This window comes from Vibrio sp. FE10 (genome assembly GCF_030297155.1).
In the GTDB taxonomy this organism is placed as follows: Bacteria; Pseudomonadota; Gammaproteobacteria; order Enterobacterales; family Vibrionaceae; genus Vibrio; species Vibrio apostichopi.
This window is the reverse complement of the sequence record NZ_AP028068.1, coordinates 41,354-63,542: the sequence shown is the minus strand read 5'-3', so window position 1 is coordinate 63,542 and position 22,189 is coordinate 41,354. Positions and strand designations below refer to the sequence as shown.

Below are 22,189 nucleotides of genomic sequence, written 5' to 3'. Positions count from 1 at the left end.
GCTTCAATGGCTTGTAAACCACTTGCACTGATAATAACTGGACTATTATTAAAGCCGAATTTTGCTAGCGCTAAGGTCGACATTTCGAAATCTGAAAGCAATCAAGCAGCAGAACAGGCAGCAAAGGAACTTGCAAACCCAAACACAGCTTACGCTAGCCTTAACTTAAAGCTCCAGTATTCAGGTGGTTACGATGGTGGAGGGGATGCTTTCGCGACTGTATTACAGCCGACATTACCGTTTCCAATGGATAATGGCGACAAAGTGATCTTCCGCCCGGCTATCTCTTATGTTCAGAATGATTTCAATATGGATACGTCGACAAGCTCCCAACATATGAAGCAGTCAGGCGTTACTGACATCTCATTTGATTTAGCTTATGCGCCTAAAATGGAGGGTGGGACTATTGTCGCTTTCGGTCTGTTTGCTTCTTTGCCTACAGGTAGTAATGACTTAACGGCTGATCAATTTGCTGTCGGTCCTGAGTTTATGGTCGGGAAAGTGAGTGCCGATTGCGTTGTAGGTGTGTTCCCAAGCCATCTCTATGGTTTGTCTGGCAATGGGGCAGATCACTCTGATACTCGTATCAACAAGACTTCTACGCAGTTATTTTGGGTAGAGTTATTGGAGGGCGGATGGACGGTAGGCTCAGCTCCGACACCGTCCTACGATTGGAATAAAGATCAGGCGGAGATTCCGTTGAATATTAGCGTAAGTAAAACTGCGGTGTTGAACGGACGTCCTTGGAAGTTTGGCATTGAAGCTAATTACTATATTGAGAAAGATGAAAAGACGCGTCCAGACTTTATGTTGAGCTTTAATATCAGCCCTGTAGTTGAAAATAAATTGGCGTCTTTATTCGATTAATCTTTGTTGAGTATTATGCAAAAAGAGAGGCTGAACGGACATCGTTTCACCTTTTATTCAATTAAAACCAATACGTTACCCATAAAATAAACAAAGACATCGCTGAAAAAATAGTAATACGCTTGCTAAACACAGGCTTGTTCCATCTAAGTCGATCTACTTGTTGTTTTGTCAGGTTTAGGTTTATTTGTTCACAATATCTATCGAGTTCTTTCATCGTCGGTCACCTCTACAAACACTATAACTGGATAGGTATGTTTGGATAAATCAAGAATTTTTCAACATGTGTTTAGCCAATTTGAACGATGTGGGCGTTCCAGAGAAGAGGGCGGTGTTACTAGCCAAAGCACTCAAAGATTCAATTCACGACATCGCCCCAGTATCTCTCTCGTATTTGAACAAGAAGGTTGAGAAGTCCTAAACGAAACTCTTCAATACTTGTAGGCATAAAAAAGTCCGATATTGGCGTACCAATATCGGACTTTGATGTTTAATGGTTGGCTTGAGTGAAGTTAACTCAATTAACCCGCAGCAGCCTGCATTATTAGGCCACAGATGTAGGCGCCGTATGTGCCTAGTGCGTAACCCAATACCGCCATTAGGATACCTACTGGAGCTAATGCTGGGTGGAATGCCGCTGCTACGATAGGTGCCGATGCTGCGCCGCCTACGTTAGCTTGGCTACCAACTGCCATGAAGAACAGTGGTGCACGGATAAGCTTCGCCATCACAATCATTAGAATGGCATGGATTGTTAGCCATGTGATACCAATGAAGAAGTAGCCTGGGTTGTCTAAGATAGCCGTCACGTCCATTTGCATACCGATGGTTGCAACTAGGATGTAGATGAATGCCGAGCCCACTTTAGACGCGCCGCTGTGTTCAAGGCTGCGTGTTGATTTAAAGCATGAAGCGATGAGCGCGAACGTTGTTACCATTACGATTAACCAGAAGAAACCAGATGTAAGGCTGTATTTTGCGAGTTCTGGTGCGTTGGTCGAGATCCAAGGTGCGATTAGGTCACTGAATAGGTGAGCTAGGCCGGTCAGACCGAATGCAATTCCCGTGATCTTCATTAGATCGGTTGTGGTAGTTGGGCGAGCGTTCTCTTCTTGGTATTTAGAAACCGTCTCTTTTAGCTCTTCAATAGATGAAGTATCCGCTTTTAACCATGCATCAATCTTCTTCTGACGGCCTGCCATGATAAGCAATACAGCCATCCAAATGTTTGCACAGATAACGTCTACTGTAATCATTGCAGAGAAGAGTTGGTCATCAACCTCGAACACTTCTTTCATTGCGGCTTGGTTTGCACCGCCGCCAATCCAAGAACCTGCAACGGTTGTTAGGCCACGCCATACGTCACCAGATACAAGGTCAGGGTTGATTTGGTCGATGATCAAGATAGCCAGTGGACCACCAATGATAATGCCGACAGTACCGGTAAGGAACATGATGACGGCTTTTGAACCTAGTCCAAAAATCTTGCGTAGGTCAGCTGAGATGATCAGAAGAACTAATGCACTTGGCAGTAGGTAGCGACTTGCTACGAAGTATAGCTTAGAGTTTGACGCATCAATGATGCCGAAGCTGTTCAACAATGAAGGAACAAAGTAACAGAGCAATAGACCCGGAACGAACGAGTAGAATTTTTTCAGTGCGCTATTTTGGCTACTTTCCGTGATAAAAACACCGCCAAGAATAACAGCTAACATGCCCATTATTACAGCATCATTAGTAATCATTATTATATCTCCTTTAAGGTGAGCGCAAAGGTCTCACTTTTTGAATTGCAGGACTATACCGATAACTTCCATTCGTTACAAATTGTAACGATAGACATACTTTGAAACGTTTGTGTTAACTCAAATGGGTTGGATTTGTGAATGCTATGCGTAATTTATTGGTTTTGTGAATGATTTTGTTGGGATGAGACAGGCTGATTTTGATATATGCAATGTTATTCAAACCCCTGAAACTGGTCATTTCGATTTTAGTTGGCAAGTGAGCTGCTAAAATGAGTGCATATATAGCCATGTTTAAGGTGTGGTTTATGCGATGAGGTAATGTTTCATAATTGTAAAAACTGAATTCATTTTTGACGGGTAGCTTGAGATTGAAAATTATAGCTGGATCACATAAATCTCGTGGTTCATCTGATTTAGGTCCAGTGATTTGGCTTCATTGGTCGCGCTGTTGGTGTCTAGACAATGAAAAAGCGGCTCGAGAGCCACTTTTGAATGGTAACTTAGAGTGTTTAGTAGAATTTCCGTTTAGCTTTCTTCTTCCTCAAAGCCGTCGGCATAACCTTTCGGTGGCGGTGTCCAACCTCGTTCTGAGCGAGAGTGCTTATCTGAGCGGTCTTTTTTCATATCTTCTTTCATCGCTTCTTCTAGATGAATAAAGATTTGTCGGTAGTTGTTGTCGTAGCGTGGGTTTTCTTCCGCTTCAGACCAAGCTTGGTAGAGCTTTTCAGACTTACGACTTTCAACACGCTGATACGTTGATTTTTGCTGTTCAACGAAGAATGGGTGATGGCCTAGCGAACGCAAGGCTTCTGCACCCATTTCAAGCGCCGAGTGGTACGTTTCTGATTCCACAAAATCTGCACCGGCTTCTCTTAGGCGATAGCTGTGACCACGGTCGAATGCTCGCGCTAAGATTTTCACTTTAGGGTAGGTGTGCTTAACGTACTTCACCAATTCAACGCTTGAGTCTTGGTTATCTATCGCGACGACAAGCATTGCGGCTTCTTCGATTCCTGCGGTATGCAATAAGTCATGACGAGTCGCATCACCAAAGTAAGATTTGATATTGATGGAGCGTAATAAATCTACTTGGTTGGCTTGGTGATCCAAAACCACAGTATTGACATCATTCGATACCAATAAACGGTTAACGATCTGACCGAATCGGCCAATACCAGCAATGATGACCGTGCCTTTCTCTTCGATAGTATCTTCTTCACGGTCGTTAGATTTTTGCTCGTAACGAGGCAGGATTACTTTATCAAACAAAATGAACAGACCAGGTGTTAAGAACATCGAAAGGGCGACAACCAACGATAGTGTTTGAACAATATCTGAGGGCAGTACATGGTTTTGGGCTGAGAAGCTCAGTAGTACAAAACCGAATTCACCGGCTTGCGCCAAGCTCAACGTAAACAACCATCGGTCGCTATTTTTGATTTTGAAGATCAGCGCCAGTGTGAACAGCACCAATGCTTTCAGTGCCATAACGCCTAGCGTTAAACCAATGATGAGTCCAAAGTCGTTAAACAGAACTCCAAAATCGATACCTGCACCCACCGTAATGAAGAACAGTCCAAGCAACAGCCCTTTGAATGGATCAATGTTAGATTCAAGCTCGTGTCTGAATTCACTGTTGGCAAGTACAACGCCCGCTAGGAAGGTACCAAGCGCTGGAGACAAACCAACCAGGCTCATCAGCGCGGCAATACCAATAACCAGCATCAGTGCCGTTGCGGTGAAGATCTCACGTAGACCAGAGCTCGCAACAAAGCGGAACAGTGGACGGCTTAGATAATGTCCTCCCACAACCACGATGGCGATGGAAGCCGTAATGACAAGGCCATATGCCCAGCTTGGTAAGCCTGCAACCAAACTTAGCTCATCGTGATGTGCAGCGGTTTGTGCAGCGCTTTCTGCCAAGGCAACCAGTTCTGGAAGAGCCAATAAGGGAATGAATGCCAACATCGGAATGACGGCGATATCTTGGAACAGTAAGACCGAGAAAGCGTTCTTACCGCCTTCTGTCTTTGATAGCCCTTTCTCATTAAACGTTTGAAGAACAATCGCGGTAGATGAAAGCGCGAAGATCAAGCCGATGGTGAGAGCGATCGTCCAAGGTTGCCCGAAGAACAATGCAATACCCATGACAATGGCCGTTGTGCCTCCGACTTGTAAGCCGCCGAGCCCCATCAGACGGTTTCTCATTGCCCAAAGCATCTTAGGCTCAAGTTCCAGCCCAACTAAGAACAGCATCATAACTACGCCGAATTCAGCAAAGTGTTGAATGGTTGTGGTCTCTTCGCCGACTAAGCCGATAATTGGACCAATCACAACACCAGCAATCAGGTAGCCAAGCACAGAACCGAGGCCAAGCCTTTTGGCGATAGGGACCGCGATGACTGCAGCGAGCAAATAGATAAATGCTTGTAGAAAGTATCCTGTCATGATCTAACCTCTGCTCATCATTTCATCAACGTAATGGTTTAGCTTTTCAGCCTTGCTTGCCTTTTTAAGGTCGACTTCGCCCGCAACAAAAGCCTCTAAAAGCGTTTTATAGCTGTTTACGTGATCTTGAATTCGGCCTTCTTCCAATGCTGTACGTGAACCAAACAAAGCCAACGGGGCCAAGTAGTTCATACCGCACAAAGAAGCCGTTTGTTCGATGGGGTGAAGCAGTTCACGTATGGTGAAGTGGTTATAACCGTCAGTCTGATAAGCATCTTTCTTGCCGCCAGCGGTGATACTGCATAACAAGCTTTTACCTTGCAGTTCATTACCGTCGGTGCCATAAGCAAATCCGTATTCTAGGACGAGGTCTTGCCACTCTTTAAGAATCGCGGGTGTTGAGTACCAATATAGAGGGAACTGAAAAATGATGATGTCATGGTCCAACAGGCGTTTCTGTTCGCGATCGATGTTGATTTTGAAGGTCGGATATTCCGCATAGAGATCGACACAGGTTACCCCATCAATGCGCTTGGCTTGCTCAAATAAGGGTTTGTTAGCTTCAGAGCGATGCTGAGAAGGGTGGGCGAATAGCACCAAGACTCGATTTTTCGACATATAGCCCTCTTTGTCCATTAACGAATAATGTTTATTGGAATTATAGATATACAATAATAGAAGAATGATTGAAGAACAACGAATTAGCCATACTCATCTATTCAGATACGGTGATTTTTGAGTGTCGTACTTATTATCTGAAATCGGGTATAAAACACACGTCAGTTTTTGCGTTTTGGCACATCCTGCCTATGACTGAGTAAAACTAATTATTCGCGAATAATAAAAGCGAATAGGCGCATTTTATGTCACGGTTGACGGATAACGTAAATAATTCAATCACCCTACATAGAACAACAATGAATAAAGGAATAGATATGAGCACGGACTTGCGTCAACAATGTAATTTGCTGCTTTCTGGCCACTTCGATCCAACACCAGCCCAAACCTTCGCCCAAATGGCTGAATGGTGCGAAGCACATGATGTGGCTCACGATACCTATGGTGATGGCGATTTTATTGAGAGTTTCGAAAACAAAGTGGCTGATTTGCTCGGCTATGAGGCCGCCGTGTTTGTAATTACAGGCACCATGAACCAACCAACAACACTAGAGATTGCTTGCCAAGAAAAAAGAAACCTTTTAGTAGCGATGCATGAATCCAGCCATATTATGCGCCATGAACGCCAAGGGTATCAGCTCCAGAACCGTTTCAACGTACTTCCGGTTGGTAATGTATTTCGTACTTGGAATGTGGACGACTTAAAGGCTTGGCCTGATGAGATTGCTGCGGCATTGTATGAGTTGCCGATGCGAGAGATTGGTGGTCAATTGCCAGAGTGGGAAGAACTCGAAGCGATTAAGCAGTACTGCAAAGAACAATCGATTCATCTGCACATGGATGGTGCGCGCTTGTGGGAGTGCGGCGCGTATTACCAAAAGTCATATAGCGAGATTGCTCAAGGTTTCGATACCGCTTATGTTTCGCTCTATAAAGGGTTAAACGGCCTTGGTGGTTCTTTACTATTAGGTGATAAGGCGTTCGTAGCAAAAGCATCGGCATGGATGAAGCGTCAGGGCGGGAATGTTTATCATCGTACGCCTTATGTGGTTTCGGCAGCAATGCAGTTTGATCAACGACTCGAGTTGATGCCAGCTTTGTATGAGCGCACCAAACAGGTTTACCAGATATTACAAGATTACCCTCAATTCACGGTTAATCCGCAGCAGCCTCAAGTGAATATGCTGCATCTTTATCTACCAGTGAGTTATGAAGACGGCATTATCGCGCGAGACAATATTGCCAAGAAGCATAAGGTTTGGATAGGAAATCCAGCCATTAGCGAACTACCAAATCAATGTAAAATTGAGTGGTATGTGGGTGATAATTTATTAAATTTACCTGATCATGAGCTGATCGACATATTGGATTTTATTAGCGAAGAGCTGATTTAATTAACGAAGAGCTAATTTGCTCACGGAAGAGTTGATCGCAGAAGAGTTGAATTAATTACAGCAGGAGTGGGTTAATTGAGATGAATACAGGACATGCTTCCTGTATTCATTTACACCGAGAGGGTGGCGGAGCTTGTTACATATATTGGTTGATGTACACATCGACTAAAAACATGAATACAGGCACCGTGCTGAGAAGTCCGAAGAAGACGATTGGCACCCAGTTTTTCATTTTCTTTTTAGGTTGCTCAGTGTTGTTCATAAGTTCGGCCTTAAATTAGTTGTTGTAGCTGTCTAGCTTTGTGATACTAAAAATCTACGAGCATGGTATCAAATAAAATCGATGATCCCTATGCGGATTTGGCGTTTCGTGGTGTGTATCAATCACAGAAAATTTAGGCGATTCATAAGCGGTTCATAAAGACTCAATAATAATTGAACCTATTAGAACAAGTATTGCCTCACTCGGCATATGAAATAAACAGCATTCAAAGATTTGGAGAAGACAACATGAGAACAATAGGAAACATCATTTGGTTTCTATTTGGTGGCGTATTTATGGGACTGGCTTGGTGGTTCTTCGGACTACTCGCATTCCTCACCATCGTTGGTATTCCATGGGGTAGAGCGTGTTTTGTAATGGGTAATTTCTCATTCTTCCCATTCGGCCAAGAAGCGATTTCACGTGATGAACTGACCAATGAAACTGACATCGGTACTAGCCCGCTCGGTATGATTGGTAACATCATTTGGTTCTTATTTGCAGGAATCTGGCTGGCGATTGGCCACATCATGTCAGCAGTAGCGTGTTTCATTACCATCATTGGTATTCCGTTTGCGATTCAGCACCTTAAGTTGGCGGTTATCTCATTGGCGCCAATCGGTAAAACGGTTGTCGATAAGCGTGAAGCAGAAGCGGCACGAGTAAGAAACTACAAAGGTTAAGACTACAGTTTAAGCCTTATATAGAACTGAAAAAGCACATCACATGATGTGCTTTTTTTGTGTCTCTGTTTTATCTCACGATGCACGCATCTCACAAACACTCACTAGATACTGTTCCACTAGACATTGTTGAACAAGACTTCAAGTCGAAGGGTGATGTTGGCTTCTTCGGTATGTTTTTCATAGGGCTCTCGTTCCCATTGATAGCGCGGAATCAATTCGTAGAACAGCCACTCTTTCCAAACGTTTTCTCGGTAGGTTATCGACACTTGTGAATATTCGTAATGGTTATACGGCTCGCTGGTTGCTGTAATCGTCGCGCTGTATTGCAGAGCTTGGTCTTGAGAAAGATAGTGATATAAAGTCAGCCCCGTACCGTACTCCCAGCCTTTAAGGTCGTCGTTATAACCTGCAAAGTTCGACCATCGCGCTAAGAAGTCATCACTCAAAGAAAGATCAAAATCGATATCGGTGATCTCGCCAGTTTCTTGCTTTTCTTGATACACACGTTGAGTCAGCCTGAATACGGCATCGGTGGTGAGAGGGTAGGTAAAGCGATAACGAGCTTCAATCCGCGGACGCAATGTCGCTTTAATATTGAAGCTACTGTAACCCTTGGCATAAGCATCGTAACGTAGGCCGAGTGCGCTCTCTAATTCATCTGAATCTTGCGGAAAGAAATCCAAGAATTCTTCATCGCCAACCGATTCATAAATTAACTTCAGCCGTTTACTCACAAAGGGCAGGTGCAGGCGTGCGTTGAGCTTGGTTGAGTAATCAACATCGCCACCTTCTGAATAGATAAAATCGTTGTACCAACGGACAGAAGTGCCGGCTCGAGCATCTTCGGTAATGCGGTCATCAACAAAGAAGCTGTCAAACCACAATGCGGGTTGGCAAAATTTACTGTTTAGGTAGTGGTAAGCCTTTTCGACAGGGGCGTCTTCTAATGGCTGACTGTGACACTCATTTTGTTCCTCTGCTTGAGCGGAGTGGGCAACGAGTGAAGCTAATAATGAGGTGCTAACTATCCAACGACTCAATGGAACCTGTTTGTCATTCTATATATCAATAGTTTGACTATAACCAAGCGATCGCAACAATGCGACTTTTTAGTGGTGAGTAGCGAGTGTTTGGTCGCTCTTGGCTTGTGTGAAGATAAAGATTTGAAAGGTATCGAACAGATAAAAGAAAACGGGCTCAGAAGGTGAGCCCGTTTGTTTAATCATTGGTTGTTAGCAAGAGTTTTGTGTTTCCAACTCAAATAACTAGTCGCTAGATTACATTGCTGCTTCGAAGATCGCTGAGATTTCTTCGTGCGTTGCTTGTTTAGGGTTAGTGAAACCACAAGCATCTTTCAGTGCGTTGTCAGACAGAGTCGGGATGTCTTCAAGCTTAGCACCAAGCTGTGCGATACCTGTTGGGATGTTCACGTCGTTTGCTAGCTGAACAATCGCGTTGATAGCTGCTTCTGCGCCTTGCTCTGCTGTCATACCTTCAACATTCACACCCATTGCTTTTGCAACGTCACGTAGACGCTCTGGGCAAACTTGCGCGTTGTAGCGTTGAACGTGTGGTAGCAAGATAGCGTTACATACACCGTGTGGAAGGTCGTAGAAACCACCTAGTTGGTGCGCCATTGCGTGAACGTAGCCAAGAGAAGCGTTGTTGAATGCCATGCCAGCCATGAATTGCGCGTAAGCCATTTGCTCACGAGCTTCAATGTCTTCGCCGTGCGCTACGGCTGTTCTTAGGTGTGCTTGCACAAGTTCAATCGCTTTAATCGCTACGGCGTCTGTGATTGGCGTTGCTGCGATAGAAACGTAAGCCTCGATTGCGTGTGTTAACGCGTCCATGCCAGTTGCAGCCGTTAGTGATGCAGGTTTAGCAAGCATCAACTCAGGATCGTTTACTGAGATAAGCGGTGTCGTGTGCTTATCAACGATAGCCATTTTAATGTGACGAGCTTCGTCAGTAATGATGCAGAAACGCGTCATTTCCGAAGCTGTACCTGCTGTTGTGTTGATAGCAATTAGAGGCATCATTGGTTTTTCTGACTGATCAACGCCTTCGTAATCTGCAATCTTGCCACCGTTAGAAGCCACTAGAGCGATACCTTTTGCACAATCGTGTGGAGAACCGCCACCTAGAGAAACAACGAAATCACAATCGTTGTCAGTCAGTAATTCAAGACCATCGTTCACGTTCGTGATGGTTGGGTTTGGTTGAGTGCCGTCGAATACAACTGCGTCTACGCCGCGTTGGCTAAGTAGGTCTTGTACCTGTTTAACCACGCCAATTTGGTTAAGGATCTTATCCGTAACGATCAGACCTTTTTTGAAGCCTTGAGACTGAATGCTATCAGCAGCATCTTTCAAACAGCCAGTACCCATGAAGTTGATTGTAGGGATATAAAATGCAGTAGACATTGGAAAACTCCGTTAATTATGATTTTTTAATTTCCTATATGTTGTCGGCAATCAACTGGTCGACCATTGATCTGGAACAACTTTGATTCCGAACTACCACTTTGTGGCTATGCGTTGTGATAGGGCTCATATAGCAATCGTTTTCATGGTTTTCTTATGTGTTTATTGTCACTAATGGAAAGCGAACTATTGATTGATTTAAGAACAGAATGGCGATCTATAACTATGAAAAGTAAAGATTATTCACTCAAAGTCGGTTCAATTTCAGTTTGTGTCGAGGGTTTACTGGAGTCATCGTTAGCTTCAATTTGAGGTTGTTGAGGCTCATCGGTATCTAAGGCGTCAGAGGTGTCTTCTGGTTCTTCATCATAATACTTAACAAGGAATGGAGTGAGCATGACGGATGACGGTAAGAAGTGCTTCATGGTACCTCCCGGTACTTAAGTGTATTTCTTGTATGGTATTGGTTTAATATGTGGCAAAATTTGCGATACATCATGACTTGTTGCTTGTTTTCTATAAATTCTTAGAACTATATTCAGGCTCACAAAATTGATAGTAGAATGCACATCTGGCCTTTGAGGCAACGAGAAAATAAATACAAGCACAGCTCAACCGCGCGAATAATAGGAAATAGAATGAAGTACGATTGGATATTCTTTGATGCAGATGAAACCTTGTTCCACTTTGATGCTTTTCAAGGAATGAAGCTGATGTTCTCCCGTTTTGGCGTGGACTTTAGCGAGCAGGATTATTCAGTTTATCAAGAGGTTAATTTGCCATTATGGGTCGATTACCAAGATGGCCGTATTACGGCGGCACAACTGAAGCACGCGCGTTTTGAAAGCTGGGCAGCAAAATTAGAGACAACAACAGCAGCACTAAACAGTGCATTTTTGACCGCAATGGCAGACATCTGTTCTCTGCTCCCTGGTGCAAAAGAGTTGATGGAGTCTTTAAAAGGCAAAGTGAACATGGGCATCATCACGAATGGTTTTACCGAGCTGCAATCTATCCGTTTAGAACGCACTGGAATGACAGATTACTTTGATCATGTGATCATTTCTGAAGAAGTGGGTGTTGCTAAACCAGACGCTGAGATCTTTGAACATGCACATAAGCTTGTTGGCTTACCAGCAAAGCAACGAGTATTGATGGTAGGGGACAACCCGCACTCTGATATTTTAGGTGGCTTGGATTTTGGTATTGAGACCTGTTGGTTAAACAGCCAAGAGAAAGCAACGCCAGCCGGAATTAACCCTCATTATCAGGTTAAGTCTCTGGCTGACCTGCAAGCACTTCTATTGGCATAATAGCTAATAGCTAATAGCTAATAGCTAATAGCTTTTAGATTCTTGAGTGAATGATTGATAGCCGAGTACAGTTATGTGCTCGGCTACTTATTTTTACTTACTGCAAGTTATCGATAGTGGTGCTTAAGCCTATCTTTGTTTTAAGCTCACTTTGATTACCCAATTACAATAAAAAGAAGGAAGAGGCGTGCTGAAATCTCATCGCCATAGCTGCTACGGTATTGCTGCCATTTTACTTTGGAGCTGCTTAATTGCATTGTCTCGTAGTGTGTCAGAACAACTGGGCCCAATTGGTGGTGCAGCCAGTCTTTATACAGTGAGCTCGCTGTTGTTGGTCTGTGTTATGGGGTTACCTAAGCTATCGCGCTTCTCTAAATCGTATTTGATGATCGGTGGTGCCTTATTCGTTTGCTACGAGATCTTCCTGGCCCTGGCTTTAGGAATGGCAAATAGTCGACATCAAGCCTTAGAAATGGCCGTTATCAACTATCTATGGCCTGCACTAACGGTGTTGTTTGCGGTGCTGCTGAGCGACAAAAAGATCAACTGGTTGGTTTATCCAAGTATCGTCTTAGCGTTCTTTGGCGTGGCTTGGAGTATCAGCGGCGATCAGGGGCTTTCTGTCGATCAAATCGCGGCCAATATTGCGACGAATCCTAAAACCTATTCGATGGCGTTCTTCGGCGCGATTATTTGGGCGGTGTATTGCAATTACACCCAACGCGTTGCCAAAGGGCAGAATGCGATTGTACTTTTCTTTATCGCTACTGCGGTCACTCTGTGGATTAAATACGCATTGAGTGATGAAACAGGCATGGTGATGACAACGAGTGCGGCAATTGACTTAGTGCTTGCTGGGGCGTGTATGGGGGCTGGTTACGCGCTTTGGAACACCGCGATATTGGGTGGCAATATGGTCTTCCTCGCCACTATGTCGTATTTCACGCCCATCTTCGCGACCTTACTGTCTTCTATGATTCTAGGCTTGTCATTGAGCATGAGTTTTTGGCAGGGCGTTTGTATGGTGACGATCGGTTCACTGGCTTGCTGGTGGGTAACCAGAGACAAAAAGCCGACGGTTAAGGCCTCGGCTTCTGAAGAGGTTCAGTCTTGAGTGTTGAACTTAAGAGAGAATGCTCTTAGCTCGCGATATTGAGATTCAATTGAAGCTCATAGGGCATCTTCGATAGGCGTCGCTTAAGTTGGCGGCGCGTACGTTCAATATCATCGACTGCAATTGCTTGTTGGTCGTTGGTATGAATATCAACGTTGATTCTTAATTCAGGACCAACTTTAGTCACACCCATTAGTTCCAAATCTTGATCCGCATCTTTGTCCACAGCGACAACATTCTTATCTACCGCGTCACAAATGTCTTTGGTTGCCGACATCATTAGCAGTTCACGCATTGCTTCTCGTAACATGTCGAACGGCACTTTGATGAAGTAGAAAGACATAAGCAACATCATCATTGGGTCGGCATATACCGCGTATTCAGCAAACGGAGAGTAAGCCACTAACCAAGCAACAACGAAACCTGCCGTAACTGCGACACTCAACAACGTATCCATTTGCCATTGCTTTGACTCAGCTTGAATCAAACCTGAAGAAATACGTTTGCTCTTGTTAGCGATGTACCACCAAGCGTAACCACAACCCAATACGTTGAAAATACCAAACAGAGTTGCGATAGAAGCATCGACTTCACGACCACCTGTCATCAGAGCACCAATCGCAGAGTAAAGCGAATAACCGACCACAAGCAGAATCACAATTGCTTTAATCGCGATTACAATTGGCTCAATGATCGCTCGACCGAACGGGAACTCCCTGTCTGATGGGCGATTAATGTATTTCGAAGCAGCTAGTGACAATAAAGTTAACAGTAAACTGATAAGAGAATAGACACCGTCAAATACTATGACTAGAGAGCCAACGAGAAGACCCAACACCAATCCGCCAATTGCGAAGCCTGATGCTAAAAGGGCTGAGAACAAGAGTACTCGGTTTTCGTTTTGGCTTTTCCTGTCACACATAATATTTTCCAGATGTTTTTGATAACTTCATTGTTCTAATATTGAGCTAGCTTTACAAACTTTATCTGATGACGTTTATATGTCTGTAACCCGTTTTACATTCAAATTCTTACTATTCAATTGCTTAGCGATAATTTCAGGTGTCAGTAAAATTGACGATGACTGTTTTTCAGGAAATGTGAAACTGGCGTTAAATGGTTTATGATTAGTAAAACACATAGGTTGTGAAGGTCTCATAGCCTAGCTGTGTAAAGGATCAGGCTGTTAAGGTTACAGAAATCGCACTGAAACCTTATACCTTAAACTTGGGTTTGAACCTTGAGCGTAGATCTGAGTTGAACTTGAAAAGGAATGGATGAAGATGAAATTTGATGATCTCAACGATAGCGAGTTGTGGGCGATTGCTAACCCGATCATGGACAACTTGATGGACGGTTCAACTAAGGTTGATCATGCTCAGCACTGCCGAGACTTTACGCAGCGCATGAAGGATATTGTGACGTCTGAGTATCTGGAAAAGGTGTGTCATCATTATCAGCACAGCAACGGATTTTTTGCTGAACGTGAGCCTGTGGCGCTATTCAGACGCTCCGATTCCATCGCCTTTGTTTGGAAGCAAGCGTATACCATTGCGAAAGGCGAGTTTGTGGCAGAAATGGTGTTGGTTGAAGAAGACGGACGCTATTTAGTGGATCACGTGATGGTATTCTAAAGGAGAGCTTTCTATTTGTTAGACGATTTTAAGTGTCGAGATAGAACATTATCTGACACTTTAGAAATCAAACAAGTAATCGCTGATCTGATCCGCTAACCAATTCATACCTGGGTGTTCTGCCATACCTGCCGCGGTAAACATACAGTAGTCTTCTTGAGTCAGGCCATAAGTGTGCTTGATCACCGCCAGTTCCTGTTCACGCAATAAATGGCGTATCAATGGCTCTGGCATTACGCCCCATGCATCTTCTCGTAGAATCGTATCCAACATAAAATCGAAGCTAGAAAAACCAATGTATCGGCGAGAGAAGGGCTCAAGCTCAGGGTTATCTTTTTCATTGAGATAAACCATGGTCGCTTGCATCGAATTTCTTAGTACTTCATCCGACACTCTTCGCATCGCACTTAAATCATGTCCTTTCTTACATACCGACATCATTCGGATTTTGCCGAGTGGGTTGTAGATAATTCTTGGATCGTCAACACGTTCGTAATCGACACCAAACGCAAAATCAACTTGCTGAGTTTCGACAAGATTAGCCAAGTCGCCGCTAGAAGCCAGAACGAAGTTGAAAGAAGTGGAAGGGTATTTGTTGTTTAGGGCGTGAGATAAACTTTGCCACATTTCATCGGGTAGGGAGTCATCTCGTGCAATCCAAATCTCGGCGTTGAATTCACCCGAAACATGTAAGCAGGTTTGTTTAATACGCGCTGCCGTCACCAGCATTCCTTCGCAATCTTTGTAGATTGCTTTGCCTGCTTCAGAAAGCTCGACATGGTTGCCACTGCGTACGAACAATTCGACATCTAACTCTTTTTCCAAGGCTTTGATCGACATGCTCAGTTTGGTTCGGTTGCATTCTAGCTGTCGCGCAGCTTCAGAGACTGATCCTAAATCAGCAACTGAACAAAAGGCTTGGACTTGAGAAAGGTTCATTTCATTTCCATATTGAGCGGGTGGCGGTGCATATTATCTGAATATTGTGCTGACTATCTTAGAAATAGTCCATCTTTGCATGATAACTCTATGACGAATTGACTAATTTGGTTTATTCTGGAGGCGTTCCGAACCTACAAGAAGTAAAGATGGAGGCCATGATGGCGAAACAATGGGACGAGTACGCACCTGATTGGGATAACGATCCCGCTACTGCTGTATTCGCACAGTCCGCATTTGACCAGTTAACACAGCTCGTTGATTTGAACGGAACCCGTGTCCTTGATTTTGGTTGTGGTACAGGATTACTCAGCCAGAAAATATCTCCTTTTGCAAAAGAGATCATCGCTCTCGATATCTCAGAAGGGATGATTGAAGAGTTAGATAAAAAAGAGCTGTCTAATGTAGAGCCTGTCGTTGATATCTTATCGCGCGGACTTGCAGCCCAACACCCAGCATTCAGAAATCAGTTTGACTTAGTGGTAGCCTCTTCGGTATGTGGCTTTATTCCGAACCTACAAGACACGGTCAGCCTTATTTATACTCTGTTAGAAAACGATGGGGTTTTTGTACACTGGGATTGGTACTTAGAAAACGACAGCGAAGATTTTGGGGTCAGCGAACAGCGCTCCCAGAATGTATTGAGCGCAGCAGGTTTTTCGATTGTTGAAGTCTCAACACCGTTCTCAATCGACACTCCACAAGGTACTTTGAAGGTACTGATGGGTGTAGGCCGTAAACAAGTGGTTCCTCATCTATAGTTCACATGTCTGCAGTTGAGTATCTGTAGTTGACGTATAGATAGCTGATCAGATAACCGCACTCACGCTTAATTGACTAAACCCACATCAACGATCTTTGGATCCGTTATGTGGGTTTTCTATTTTTACGCGTTTGTGTTTTAAACTGACAGCTGCCAGTTTTTCTGTGGTTATTTCCATTTTGGAAATATAGTCTTGCATACATTTCATTAGTGGAAATATAAGTGTGAGAGATAAAATAAGCCCATAAGAATATTAAGGGTTTAATCATGAGCCACCAATCTGCGTCATCTACTTCTTCACCACTTTCAGAGCAACAACAACGCTTTAGCAATATCATTTCAGATGCCAACCTGTCCCCAAAACAGAAGTCGAGCTATCTTGCCTTAGAAGCTGAAGCCAGCCTGCCGTATATGCCGGTAAGCAATGAAGTAGATCAAGCCTTACAACAAGGTGTGCTGTGTGACATGTTTGAAGGTCACGCCCCATTTAAGCCGCGCTATGTGCTTCCTGATTATTCTAAATACTTACATCAAGGCTCCAAGTATTTAGAGCTTAGCGCGGCAACTAATTTCGACGAAGCATTGAACATGCTCACCATCCTTTATCATCACGTTCCGTCAGTAACTTCAATTCCGGTTTACTTAGGTCAGTTGGACGATGTGTTGATGCCTTTTGTTGGCGATTTGACGGATGAGCAGGTATATCAAAAGCTGAAGCTGTTCTGGATCATGCTGGATCGCACACTGCCAGATGCCTTTATGCACGTGAATATTGGCCCGAGTGACAATATTGTATGTCGCACCATTTTACGAGTGGATGCTGAATTGAAGCAGATCGCACCTAACTTAACCTTTATGTATGACCCAGCAGTCACGCCTGATGATCTACTTCGTCATGCTGCGAGCAACATCTGTGAGTGCAGCAAACCGCACATTGCTAATTATCCTGCACATGCCGCTGCCTACGGAGATAAGCGTTTTGGCATCGTGAGTTGCTACAACTCTTTGCCTCTGGCGGGTGGTTCAAACACGCTAGTACGTATGAACCTCAAGCAAGTGGCTCTGAAATCTGAAGACAGCGTAGACTTCTTACAGCAAGTACTACCTAACTACAGCAGCATCATGATCGAATTGATGAATGCACGTAGTCGCTTCTTACATGAAGAGTCTAACTTCTTCGAAGGCTTCTTAACCAAAGAAGGTTTGATTGAGGAAGATCGCTTCGCGCCAATGTTTGGTATTTACGGCATGGCTGAGGCGGTTAACATCTTAATGGAAAAAGAAGGCAAAGCAGGGCGCTATGGTCACGATGAACAAGCAAATCAGTTAGGCCATCGTATTTCTGAAAAGCTGGCTGAGATTGTTGAAAACTCGGAAGTGAAATATGGGCTGGAAGGTAAGGCTCTGTTACACGCTCAAGGTGGTATCAGCCTAGATGAAGATGTGACGCCGGGTGTTCGCATCCCTTACGGAACAGAACCGGATCCAGTGTCTTACGTACGTGCGACGGCTGGTCACCACAAGTTCTACACGTCGGGCATCAGTGACATTCTGACCATCGACGAAACGGTGAAATCTAACCCAGAAGCGATGTTTAATCTGTGTAAAGGCGCTATTCAAGCAGGGTACCGTGAGTTCACCGCTAACGTAGCATCGAACGATTTGGTTCGTGTGACGGGTTACATGATCAAGCTGTCTGATATTGCTAAATACGACGAGCAAGGTTCACGTACCAATACCACTTTCCTTGGTGCTGAAGCTGCAAAAAATACCGGTATCCTAGAGCGTAAGCCACGCGTGGCAAGCTTAGAGATGTCGCCGACATACGAATAGCTTTAATGTGTGTGTTATGCCTGTGATGCGTTTCGAATACGAACAATGTGAACTATGAAAATTTCTGATCTAACAACTCAAATGGCTAGGGTTAATAATAATAAGACAGAAAAACAAGCGAAGGTCAGCCGTGTGCTGACCTTTTCTTGTGTTGATGGACCAGGAAATCGCTTGGTGCTATTCCTACAGGGGTGCAATTTCGATTGCATCACTTGCCATAATCCACACACCATCAACCACTGCAACCATTGTGGAGATTGCGTGAGTGGCTGCCCGAGCAGTGCTCTGAGTCTTGTGGAAGGCAAAGTGAAGTGGGATCCGGTAGCGTGTACCAACTGCGATCAGTGCATCGATACCTGTGATCATAAGTCGAGCCCTAAAATCACCACGATGACGGTATCAGATGTGCTTGAACTGGTTAGGCACAATCAATTCTTCCTGAGCGGAATAACCATTTCGGGTGGCGAGGCGACCATGCAATTACCGTTTATCATCGAGCTATTTCAAGCGATCAAAAGCGATCCGAAATTGGCACACTTAACGTGCTTTATTGATAGTAACGGTTCGTTGTCGATGCAAGGTTGGGATAGGATCTTACCTTACCTTGATGGTGCGATGATCGACCTAAAATCGTGGCAATCTGAAACGCATCAATGGCTAGTGGGTAGAGGGAACCATCGAGTGTTTGAAACCATCAACTACTTAGCTGATAAAGGTAAGTTACATGAAGTCCGGTTGCTGCATATTCCTAATAAAAGTGACCTAGATATCGAGGTAGAGCAGGTCGGGTATTACTTGAAGGGTTTGCCAAGTGATGTTCGAATTCGGTTAAATGCGTTTCAACATCATGGGGTGATTGGTGAAGCTTTAGAATGGCCTAAATGCACAGAACAACAAATGCAGAGTTTTCACGATAAGCTCTACTCAATTGTTCAAAGGCCAATGCAAACGCCCGAGGTTTATACCTAATATTTTCGGTCATCAATGACGAAAAGAGTTAGGCTTCTAAAAACAGGTCACACAACCATTTAATCGCTTGGTCGTTCATGTTTGGCTTGTTCCACACCAAACTATACGCCACTTTTCCGTAATCAAAAGGAAGCGGCTTACTTACCAAACCTTGTGCTTGTTTGGCATGCTCAGCCCATTGTTTTGAGCAAGTGAACAAGAAAGGTGTGTGGTGACACAGCACTGCCGCCGCGCCAAAGTCCGCTACTGATATCGCCATATCTCTAGGCTTATGACATTGCACTAAGTTTTGCTCAAAGTAAGGCTTAGACAGTTCGTTATCTAAGATTCCAATGTGTTTGTAATCTAAATAGCCTTCAACCGTTAGTTCTTGTTGAGCGAGAGGGTGGTGAGCGCCCATCAAACAAACCATTTCATCAGGAAGAATCGTTTCCCACACCAGCTCTTTATTATCCGTTGGGGGTTGAGAGATATCGTGTGGCAACAGGATCAAGTTGACCTTACCACTGAGCAAAGCATCGAATCCAAGTTCCTGTTTCGAATAAATATTAAGTTTGGCTTTTGGTGCAAGTTCCGTGGTGATTTTGCTGATCTTCGAGGCAAACACTTCGAAGGTACTTTCACGCATCGAAAGTGAAAAGCTGCCTTGATACTCCTGAGGAGTAAAACTCTTTTGGTGAAGTAACCCGTTCATGCTGGAAAGAATCGCGTGAACAGTGGGCGCTATTTTCAGGGCAAAGGGAGTTGGGATCAGCTTGGTGCCGTCCCGATAGAAAAGCTCGTCGTTAAGGATGTCACGTAGCTGAGACAGAGTTTTACTGACACTCGAAGGGCTGACAAAGAGTTGCTCTGACGTTTGAGTGACACTGTGTGTGTTCAGCATAATATGAAGCGCAGTGAGGTGTTTAAGGCTCACTCGCGATAAATGTAAGTAATCCATACACAACTCACTCAATACGTGACAACGGTCGGTTTAAGGTTTTATAACAGTAACTAGCGCGCTAACTTGTGATGAGCTCGCGAAAAGTGACCCGCACAGAATGCACCCACAATCGATAGTTCACCCGCCAAGCATAACGCAGCACATACTTCGGCTAAGGCTTGTGATTTACCGTTGCCGTGTAGCCCTAGTAAATCGAGACACGCTTTTTGGCTTGGTAGGCCTGTACCGCCACCGACTGTCCCTAACATCAAGTTAGGCAGCGTCACACTCGCGTATAACCCCCCTTCTTTGTTGAGCTCCATGCGAGTCATACCAATCGCAGACTCAGCAACACACGCCGCATCTTGGCCGCAAGCAATATAGAGCGCAGCAAGTGCATTCGCATAATGAGCATTGATACCAATCGTACCGCTTAGAGCACCACCGACTGTGGTCATTTGTCCAAACTGCACCATCTTCTCTGGTGTGGTGTGAAGGTACTTAGCAACAAGCTCAGCAGAGATGTTGACCTCAGCTGTTACCTTTTTACCACGAACGCTACGTAAGGTTTGAGTATTGGCTTTTTTGTCGCCCGATAAGTTGCCATCAAGGAAGGCGTGATCAGGTTTCACTGGTGTATGTTCAATGATGTACTCAAATACCGCGTTGGTCGCGATAGTCACCATATTCTGACCAGAAGCGTCGCCGGTTAGAAATTCAAACACCAAGTAAACATGGTTGCCTTCGATGTTGATATTGATGTCGGTAAGTTTGCCGTGTGACGTTGTTGATTCAGCCAAGGTTTTAAATTGGTCATATTGGGTCACCGCCCAAGCTACAAACTGTCCAGCTTCAACCAAACCTTGAAATGCGAAACCAGGCGTACGTGTTACGCCTTCATTGAGCAGCATTGCACTCGCGCCACCACAAGCCGTGATTAGCTTTGAACCACGGTTATAAGACGCAACAAGCGCCGCTTCAGTGGTTGCAAGTGGGACTAGGTAATCGCCTTTAGCAAACAGGCCGTTGACTCTTAAAGGGCCGGAGATGCCGACAGGGACTTTAACGGTGCCAATAAAGTGCTCGATGTTCTTCTCATACGCTTGAATCTGGCTTTGAGTATGAGGGTCGAGCAGTTCTTGCTGCGAGTCTGCATTATCGAGAGCAGTCCAACGACGTGTAAGATTCTTTTCAGTCAGATAAGGACTCGGAGTCAGTTTATTCACTGGCTTCTCAAAATGAGGCTGGAGCTTCTTTTCTAATTCGTCTGCGGAGATGTCGCCTCCTAATATAGAAACATAGTCACGGCGATGCAGATTTAGTTTTGGCATAAGTAATACGAAGTAAAGTTTGTGCTGCAAGAATAGTTTGCGCTGATTCTACCGAGTAATAAACCAGAAACAAGCGTCAGATATAATGAGTTACAGTTTGTGTGCTTATAGAGTCAAAAAGCATCAAAAGTCGTTGAATCAAACGGATTCAGGACATAGGAAACAAGCACTAAGTGAGAGTATAGATCAGATATGGATGTCGAGAAGACTGCCAATGGCTTCGTTTTGACGATCAACGACACTTGCGCCAACGCGATTGTAACTGGCACTTTGGGTCAGCTTTATTAGTGAATCGGTTGAGGATGAAACAGGCTCGGGTTCTTTGTCTTTTAAAGAAAGAGATTTTTCAGGTTCGATTTGGTTAAAGCTAAGATCGCTAGATTGGGAGAAGTCATTTGATTCGGGAGTGTGCTGAGCGGCTTGGTTCAGTTCAATTGCCGCTTCTTCAGCCATATTGGTAGACTGCTGAATAATGGCATAACCTGATTGAATCCCCGAAATCGACATGTCAGAACCTTTAATTGACGTATGGAATGAGTCTAGGTTGACGATATTTTGAGCGCAATGGTGAAGTGGTGTATTTTACGGTGAAACGGTGAACTTAGGCTAAAATAGTGATCTCTGTCTACTAATTAAACAGGTCGTTTAGAGCGTTTAACTCTTCGTCAGTAAGTAGAGAAGACTGTTCTGTCTCGACATTACCGTCGATTTCACCCTGTAATGCTTTCAATTGCTGAGGGCTAAGAAGCTGTATCTGTTGCTTAAATGCTTCAAATTGTTGTGTATTCATAGTGTGACCTTAGTTCAAATCCATATGCTCTATTGAGCATAGACTACCGATACAAGAAATCAACCAACATTAAATGAATATTAAAAGATGTTTGAAGGTTCTTGAAACTAAGACAACTATAAATTGCTCTGG

Annotated in this window: 22 protein-coding genes; 9 read left to right on the top strand and 13 right to left on the bottom strand. The window is 44.2% G+C overall.

The features are described from left to right. The first annotated feature begins 6 nt into the window (after positions 1 to 6). Entirely contained in the window at positions 7 to 867 is an 861-nt protein-coding gene (locus QUF19_RS17410; RefSeq protein ID WP_286301491.1) for a hypothetical protein, read from the top strand. Positions 868 to 1,388: 521 nt separating this feature from the next. Here the strand turns inward: QUF19_RS17410 and QUF19_RS17405 are convergent. The 3 genes from QUF19_RS17405 to QUF19_RS17395 form a co-directional block, all read right to left on the bottom strand. Continuing rightward, positions 1,389 to 2,612 (bottom strand): DUF819 family protein, encoded by a 1,224-nt coding sequence (locus tag QUF19_RS17405; protein ID WP_065112819.1) that lies wholly within the window; start codon positions 2,610 to 2,612, stop codon positions 1,389 to 1,391. A gap of 528 nt (positions 2,613 to 3,140) precedes the next feature. After that, the gene (locus QUF19_RS17400) at positions 3,141 to 5,063 is read right to left on the bottom strand and encodes a monovalent cation:proton antiporter-2 (CPA2) family protein (protein ID WP_192891978.1); all 1,923 of its coding nucleotides are present in this window, start codon (positions 5,061 to 5,063) and stop codon (positions 3,141 to 3,143) included. 3 nt (positions 5,064 to 5,066) lie between these two features. Beyond that, positions 5,067 to 5,681 (bottom strand): NAD(P)H-dependent oxidoreductase, encoded by a 615-nt coding sequence (locus QUF19_RS17395; RefSeq protein ID WP_192891979.1) that lies wholly within the window; start codon positions 5,679 to 5,681, stop codon positions 5,067 to 5,069. Between the two features lie 317 nt (positions 5,682 to 5,998). Between QUF19_RS17395 and QUF19_RS17390 the strand changes: the two genes are divergently transcribed. Then, positions 5,999 to 7,075 (top strand): threonine aldolase family protein, encoded by a 1,077-nt coding sequence (locus tag QUF19_RS17390; RefSeq protein WP_286301483.1) that lies wholly within the window; start codon positions 5,999 to 6,001, stop codon positions 7,073 to 7,075. Between the two features lie 136 nt (positions 7,076 to 7,211). Here QUF19_RS17390 and QUF19_RS17385 read toward each other — a convergent pair whose 3' ends face one another. Beyond that, entirely contained in the window at positions 7,212 to 7,337 is a 126-nt protein-coding gene (locus tag QUF19_RS17385; protein WP_017060906.1) for a hypothetical protein, read from the bottom strand. A gap of 248 nt (positions 7,338 to 7,585) precedes the next feature. On the opposite strand from QUF19_RS17385, the gene QUF19_RS17380 reads away from it, so the two are divergent. After that, the gene (locus QUF19_RS17380; RefSeq protein WP_017075771.1) at positions 7,586 to 8,020 is read left to right on the top strand and encodes a YccF domain-containing protein; all 435 of its coding nucleotides are present in this window, start codon (positions 7,586 to 7,588) and stop codon (positions 8,018 to 8,020) included. Positions 8,021 to 8,139: 119 nt separating this feature from the next. On the opposite strand, the gene QUF19_RS17375 is transcribed toward QUF19_RS17380, so the two are convergent. The 3 genes from QUF19_RS17375 to QUF19_RS17365 all read right to left on the bottom strand — a co-directional run bounded on the left by QUF19_RS17375 (position 8,140) and on the right by QUF19_RS17365 (position 10,874). Further along, positions 8,140 to 9,063: a hypothetical protein gene (locus tag QUF19_RS17375; RefSeq protein WP_102486139.1), complete on the bottom strand. Its 924-nt coding sequence runs from the start codon at positions 9,061 to 9,063 to the stop codon at positions 8,140 to 8,142. Between the two features lie 237 nt (positions 9,064 to 9,300). Further along, positions 9,301 to 10,449 carry an L-threonine dehydrogenase gene (gene yiaY / locus QUF19_RS17370; protein WP_009845589.1) on the bottom strand — a complete coding sequence of 383 codons (1,149 nt, stop codon included), beginning with the start codon at positions 10,447 to 10,449 and terminating at the stop codon, positions 9,301 to 9,303. A gap of 239 nt (positions 10,450 to 10,688) precedes the next feature. Next, positions 10,689 to 10,874, bottom strand: coding sequence for a hypothetical protein (locus QUF19_RS17365; protein WP_286301476.1), 186 nt, complete (start codon positions 10,872 to 10,874; stop codon positions 10,689 to 10,691). Between the two features lie 213 nt (positions 10,875 to 11,087). On the opposite strand from QUF19_RS17365, the gene yjjG reads away from it, so the two are divergent. Together yjjG and yddG are read left to right on the top strand one after the other, a co-directional pair. After that, the gene (gene yjjG, locus QUF19_RS17360; protein WP_286301474.1) at positions 11,088 to 11,762 is read left to right on the top strand and encodes a pyrimidine 5'-nucleotidase; all 675 of its coding nucleotides are present in this window, start codon (positions 11,088 to 11,090) and stop codon (positions 11,760 to 11,762) included. 187 nt (positions 11,763 to 11,949) lie between these two features. After that, positions 11,950 to 12,876: an aromatic amino acid DMT transporter YddG gene (gene yddG, locus QUF19_RS17355; RefSeq protein ID WP_286301473.1), complete on the top strand. Its 927-nt coding sequence runs from the start codon at positions 11,950 to 11,952 to the stop codon at positions 12,874 to 12,876. Positions 12,877 to 12,901: 25 nt separating this feature from the next. Here yddG and QUF19_RS17350 read toward each other — a convergent pair whose 3' ends face one another. Further along, positions 12,902 to 13,798: a cation diffusion facilitator family transporter gene (locus tag QUF19_RS17350; protein ID WP_065105429.1), complete on the bottom strand. Its 897-nt coding sequence runs from the start codon at positions 13,796 to 13,798 to the stop codon at positions 12,902 to 12,904. A gap of 361 nt (positions 13,799 to 14,159) precedes the next feature. Between QUF19_RS17350 and QUF19_RS17345 the strand changes: the two genes are divergently transcribed. Next, complete coding sequence (locus tag QUF19_RS17345) at positions 14,160 to 14,510, top strand: hypothetical protein (protein ID WP_192892180.1); 351 nt, start codon at positions 14,160 to 14,162, stop codon at positions 14,508 to 14,510. Positions 14,511 to 14,570: 60 nt separating this feature from the next. On the opposite strand, the gene QUF19_RS17340 is transcribed toward QUF19_RS17345, so the two are convergent. Then, positions 14,571 to 15,449, bottom strand: coding sequence for a LysR family transcriptional regulator (locus QUF19_RS17340; protein WP_009845583.1), 879 nt, complete (start codon positions 15,447 to 15,449; stop codon positions 14,571 to 14,573). A 161-nt stretch (positions 15,450 to 15,610) separates the two neighbouring features. Here QUF19_RS17340 and QUF19_RS17335 point away from each other — a divergent pair, with 161 nt between their 5' ends. The 3 genes from QUF19_RS17335 (at position 15,611) to QUF19_RS17325 (ending at position 19,014) form a co-directional block, all read left to right on the top strand. Then, entirely contained in the window at positions 15,611 to 16,210 is a 600-nt protein-coding gene (locus tag QUF19_RS17335) for a class I SAM-dependent DNA methyltransferase (RefSeq protein WP_009845582.1), read from the top strand. Between the two features lie 269 nt (positions 16,211 to 16,479). Further along, positions 16,480 to 18,045, top strand: coding sequence for a YjjI family glycine radical enzyme (locus QUF19_RS17330; RefSeq protein WP_286301468.1), 1,566 nt, complete (start codon positions 16,480 to 16,482; stop codon positions 18,043 to 18,045). Positions 18,046 to 18,099: 54 nt separating this feature from the next. Further along, a complete protein-coding gene (locus tag QUF19_RS17325) occupies positions 18,100 to 19,014 on the top strand; it encodes a YjjW family glycine radical enzyme activase (RefSeq protein ID WP_286301465.1) in 915 nt (304 codons plus the stop codon). Positions 19,015 to 19,042: 28 nt separating this feature from the next. On the opposite strand, the gene QUF19_RS17320 is transcribed toward QUF19_RS17325, so the two are convergent. From QUF19_RS17320 to QUF19_RS17305, 4 genes are all read right to left on the bottom strand, one after another. Further along, the gene (locus QUF19_RS17320; RefSeq protein WP_009845579.1) at positions 19,043 to 19,954 is read right to left on the bottom strand and encodes a LysR family transcriptional regulator; all 912 of its coding nucleotides are present in this window, start codon (positions 19,952 to 19,954) and stop codon (positions 19,043 to 19,045) included. A 53-nt stretch (positions 19,955 to 20,007) separates the two neighbouring features. Further along, on the bottom strand, positions 20,008 to 21,267 hold the full coding sequence (locus QUF19_RS17315; RefSeq protein ID WP_286301461.1) for a hydroxymethylglutaryl-CoA reductase: 1,260 nt from the start codon (positions 21,265 to 21,267) through the stop codon (positions 20,008 to 20,010). A 186-nt stretch (positions 21,268 to 21,453) separates the two neighbouring features. Further along, positions 21,454 to 21,774, bottom strand: coding sequence for a hypothetical protein (locus QUF19_RS17310; RefSeq protein ID WP_102291840.1), 321 nt, complete (start codon positions 21,772 to 21,774; stop codon positions 21,454 to 21,456). Between the two features lie 121 nt (positions 21,775 to 21,895). After that, on the bottom strand, positions 21,896 to 22,057 hold the full coding sequence (locus QUF19_RS17305; RefSeq protein WP_198595860.1) for a hypothetical protein: 162 nt from the start codon (positions 22,055 to 22,057) through the stop codon (positions 21,896 to 21,898). Positions 22,058 to 22,189 lie beyond the last annotated feature (132 nt).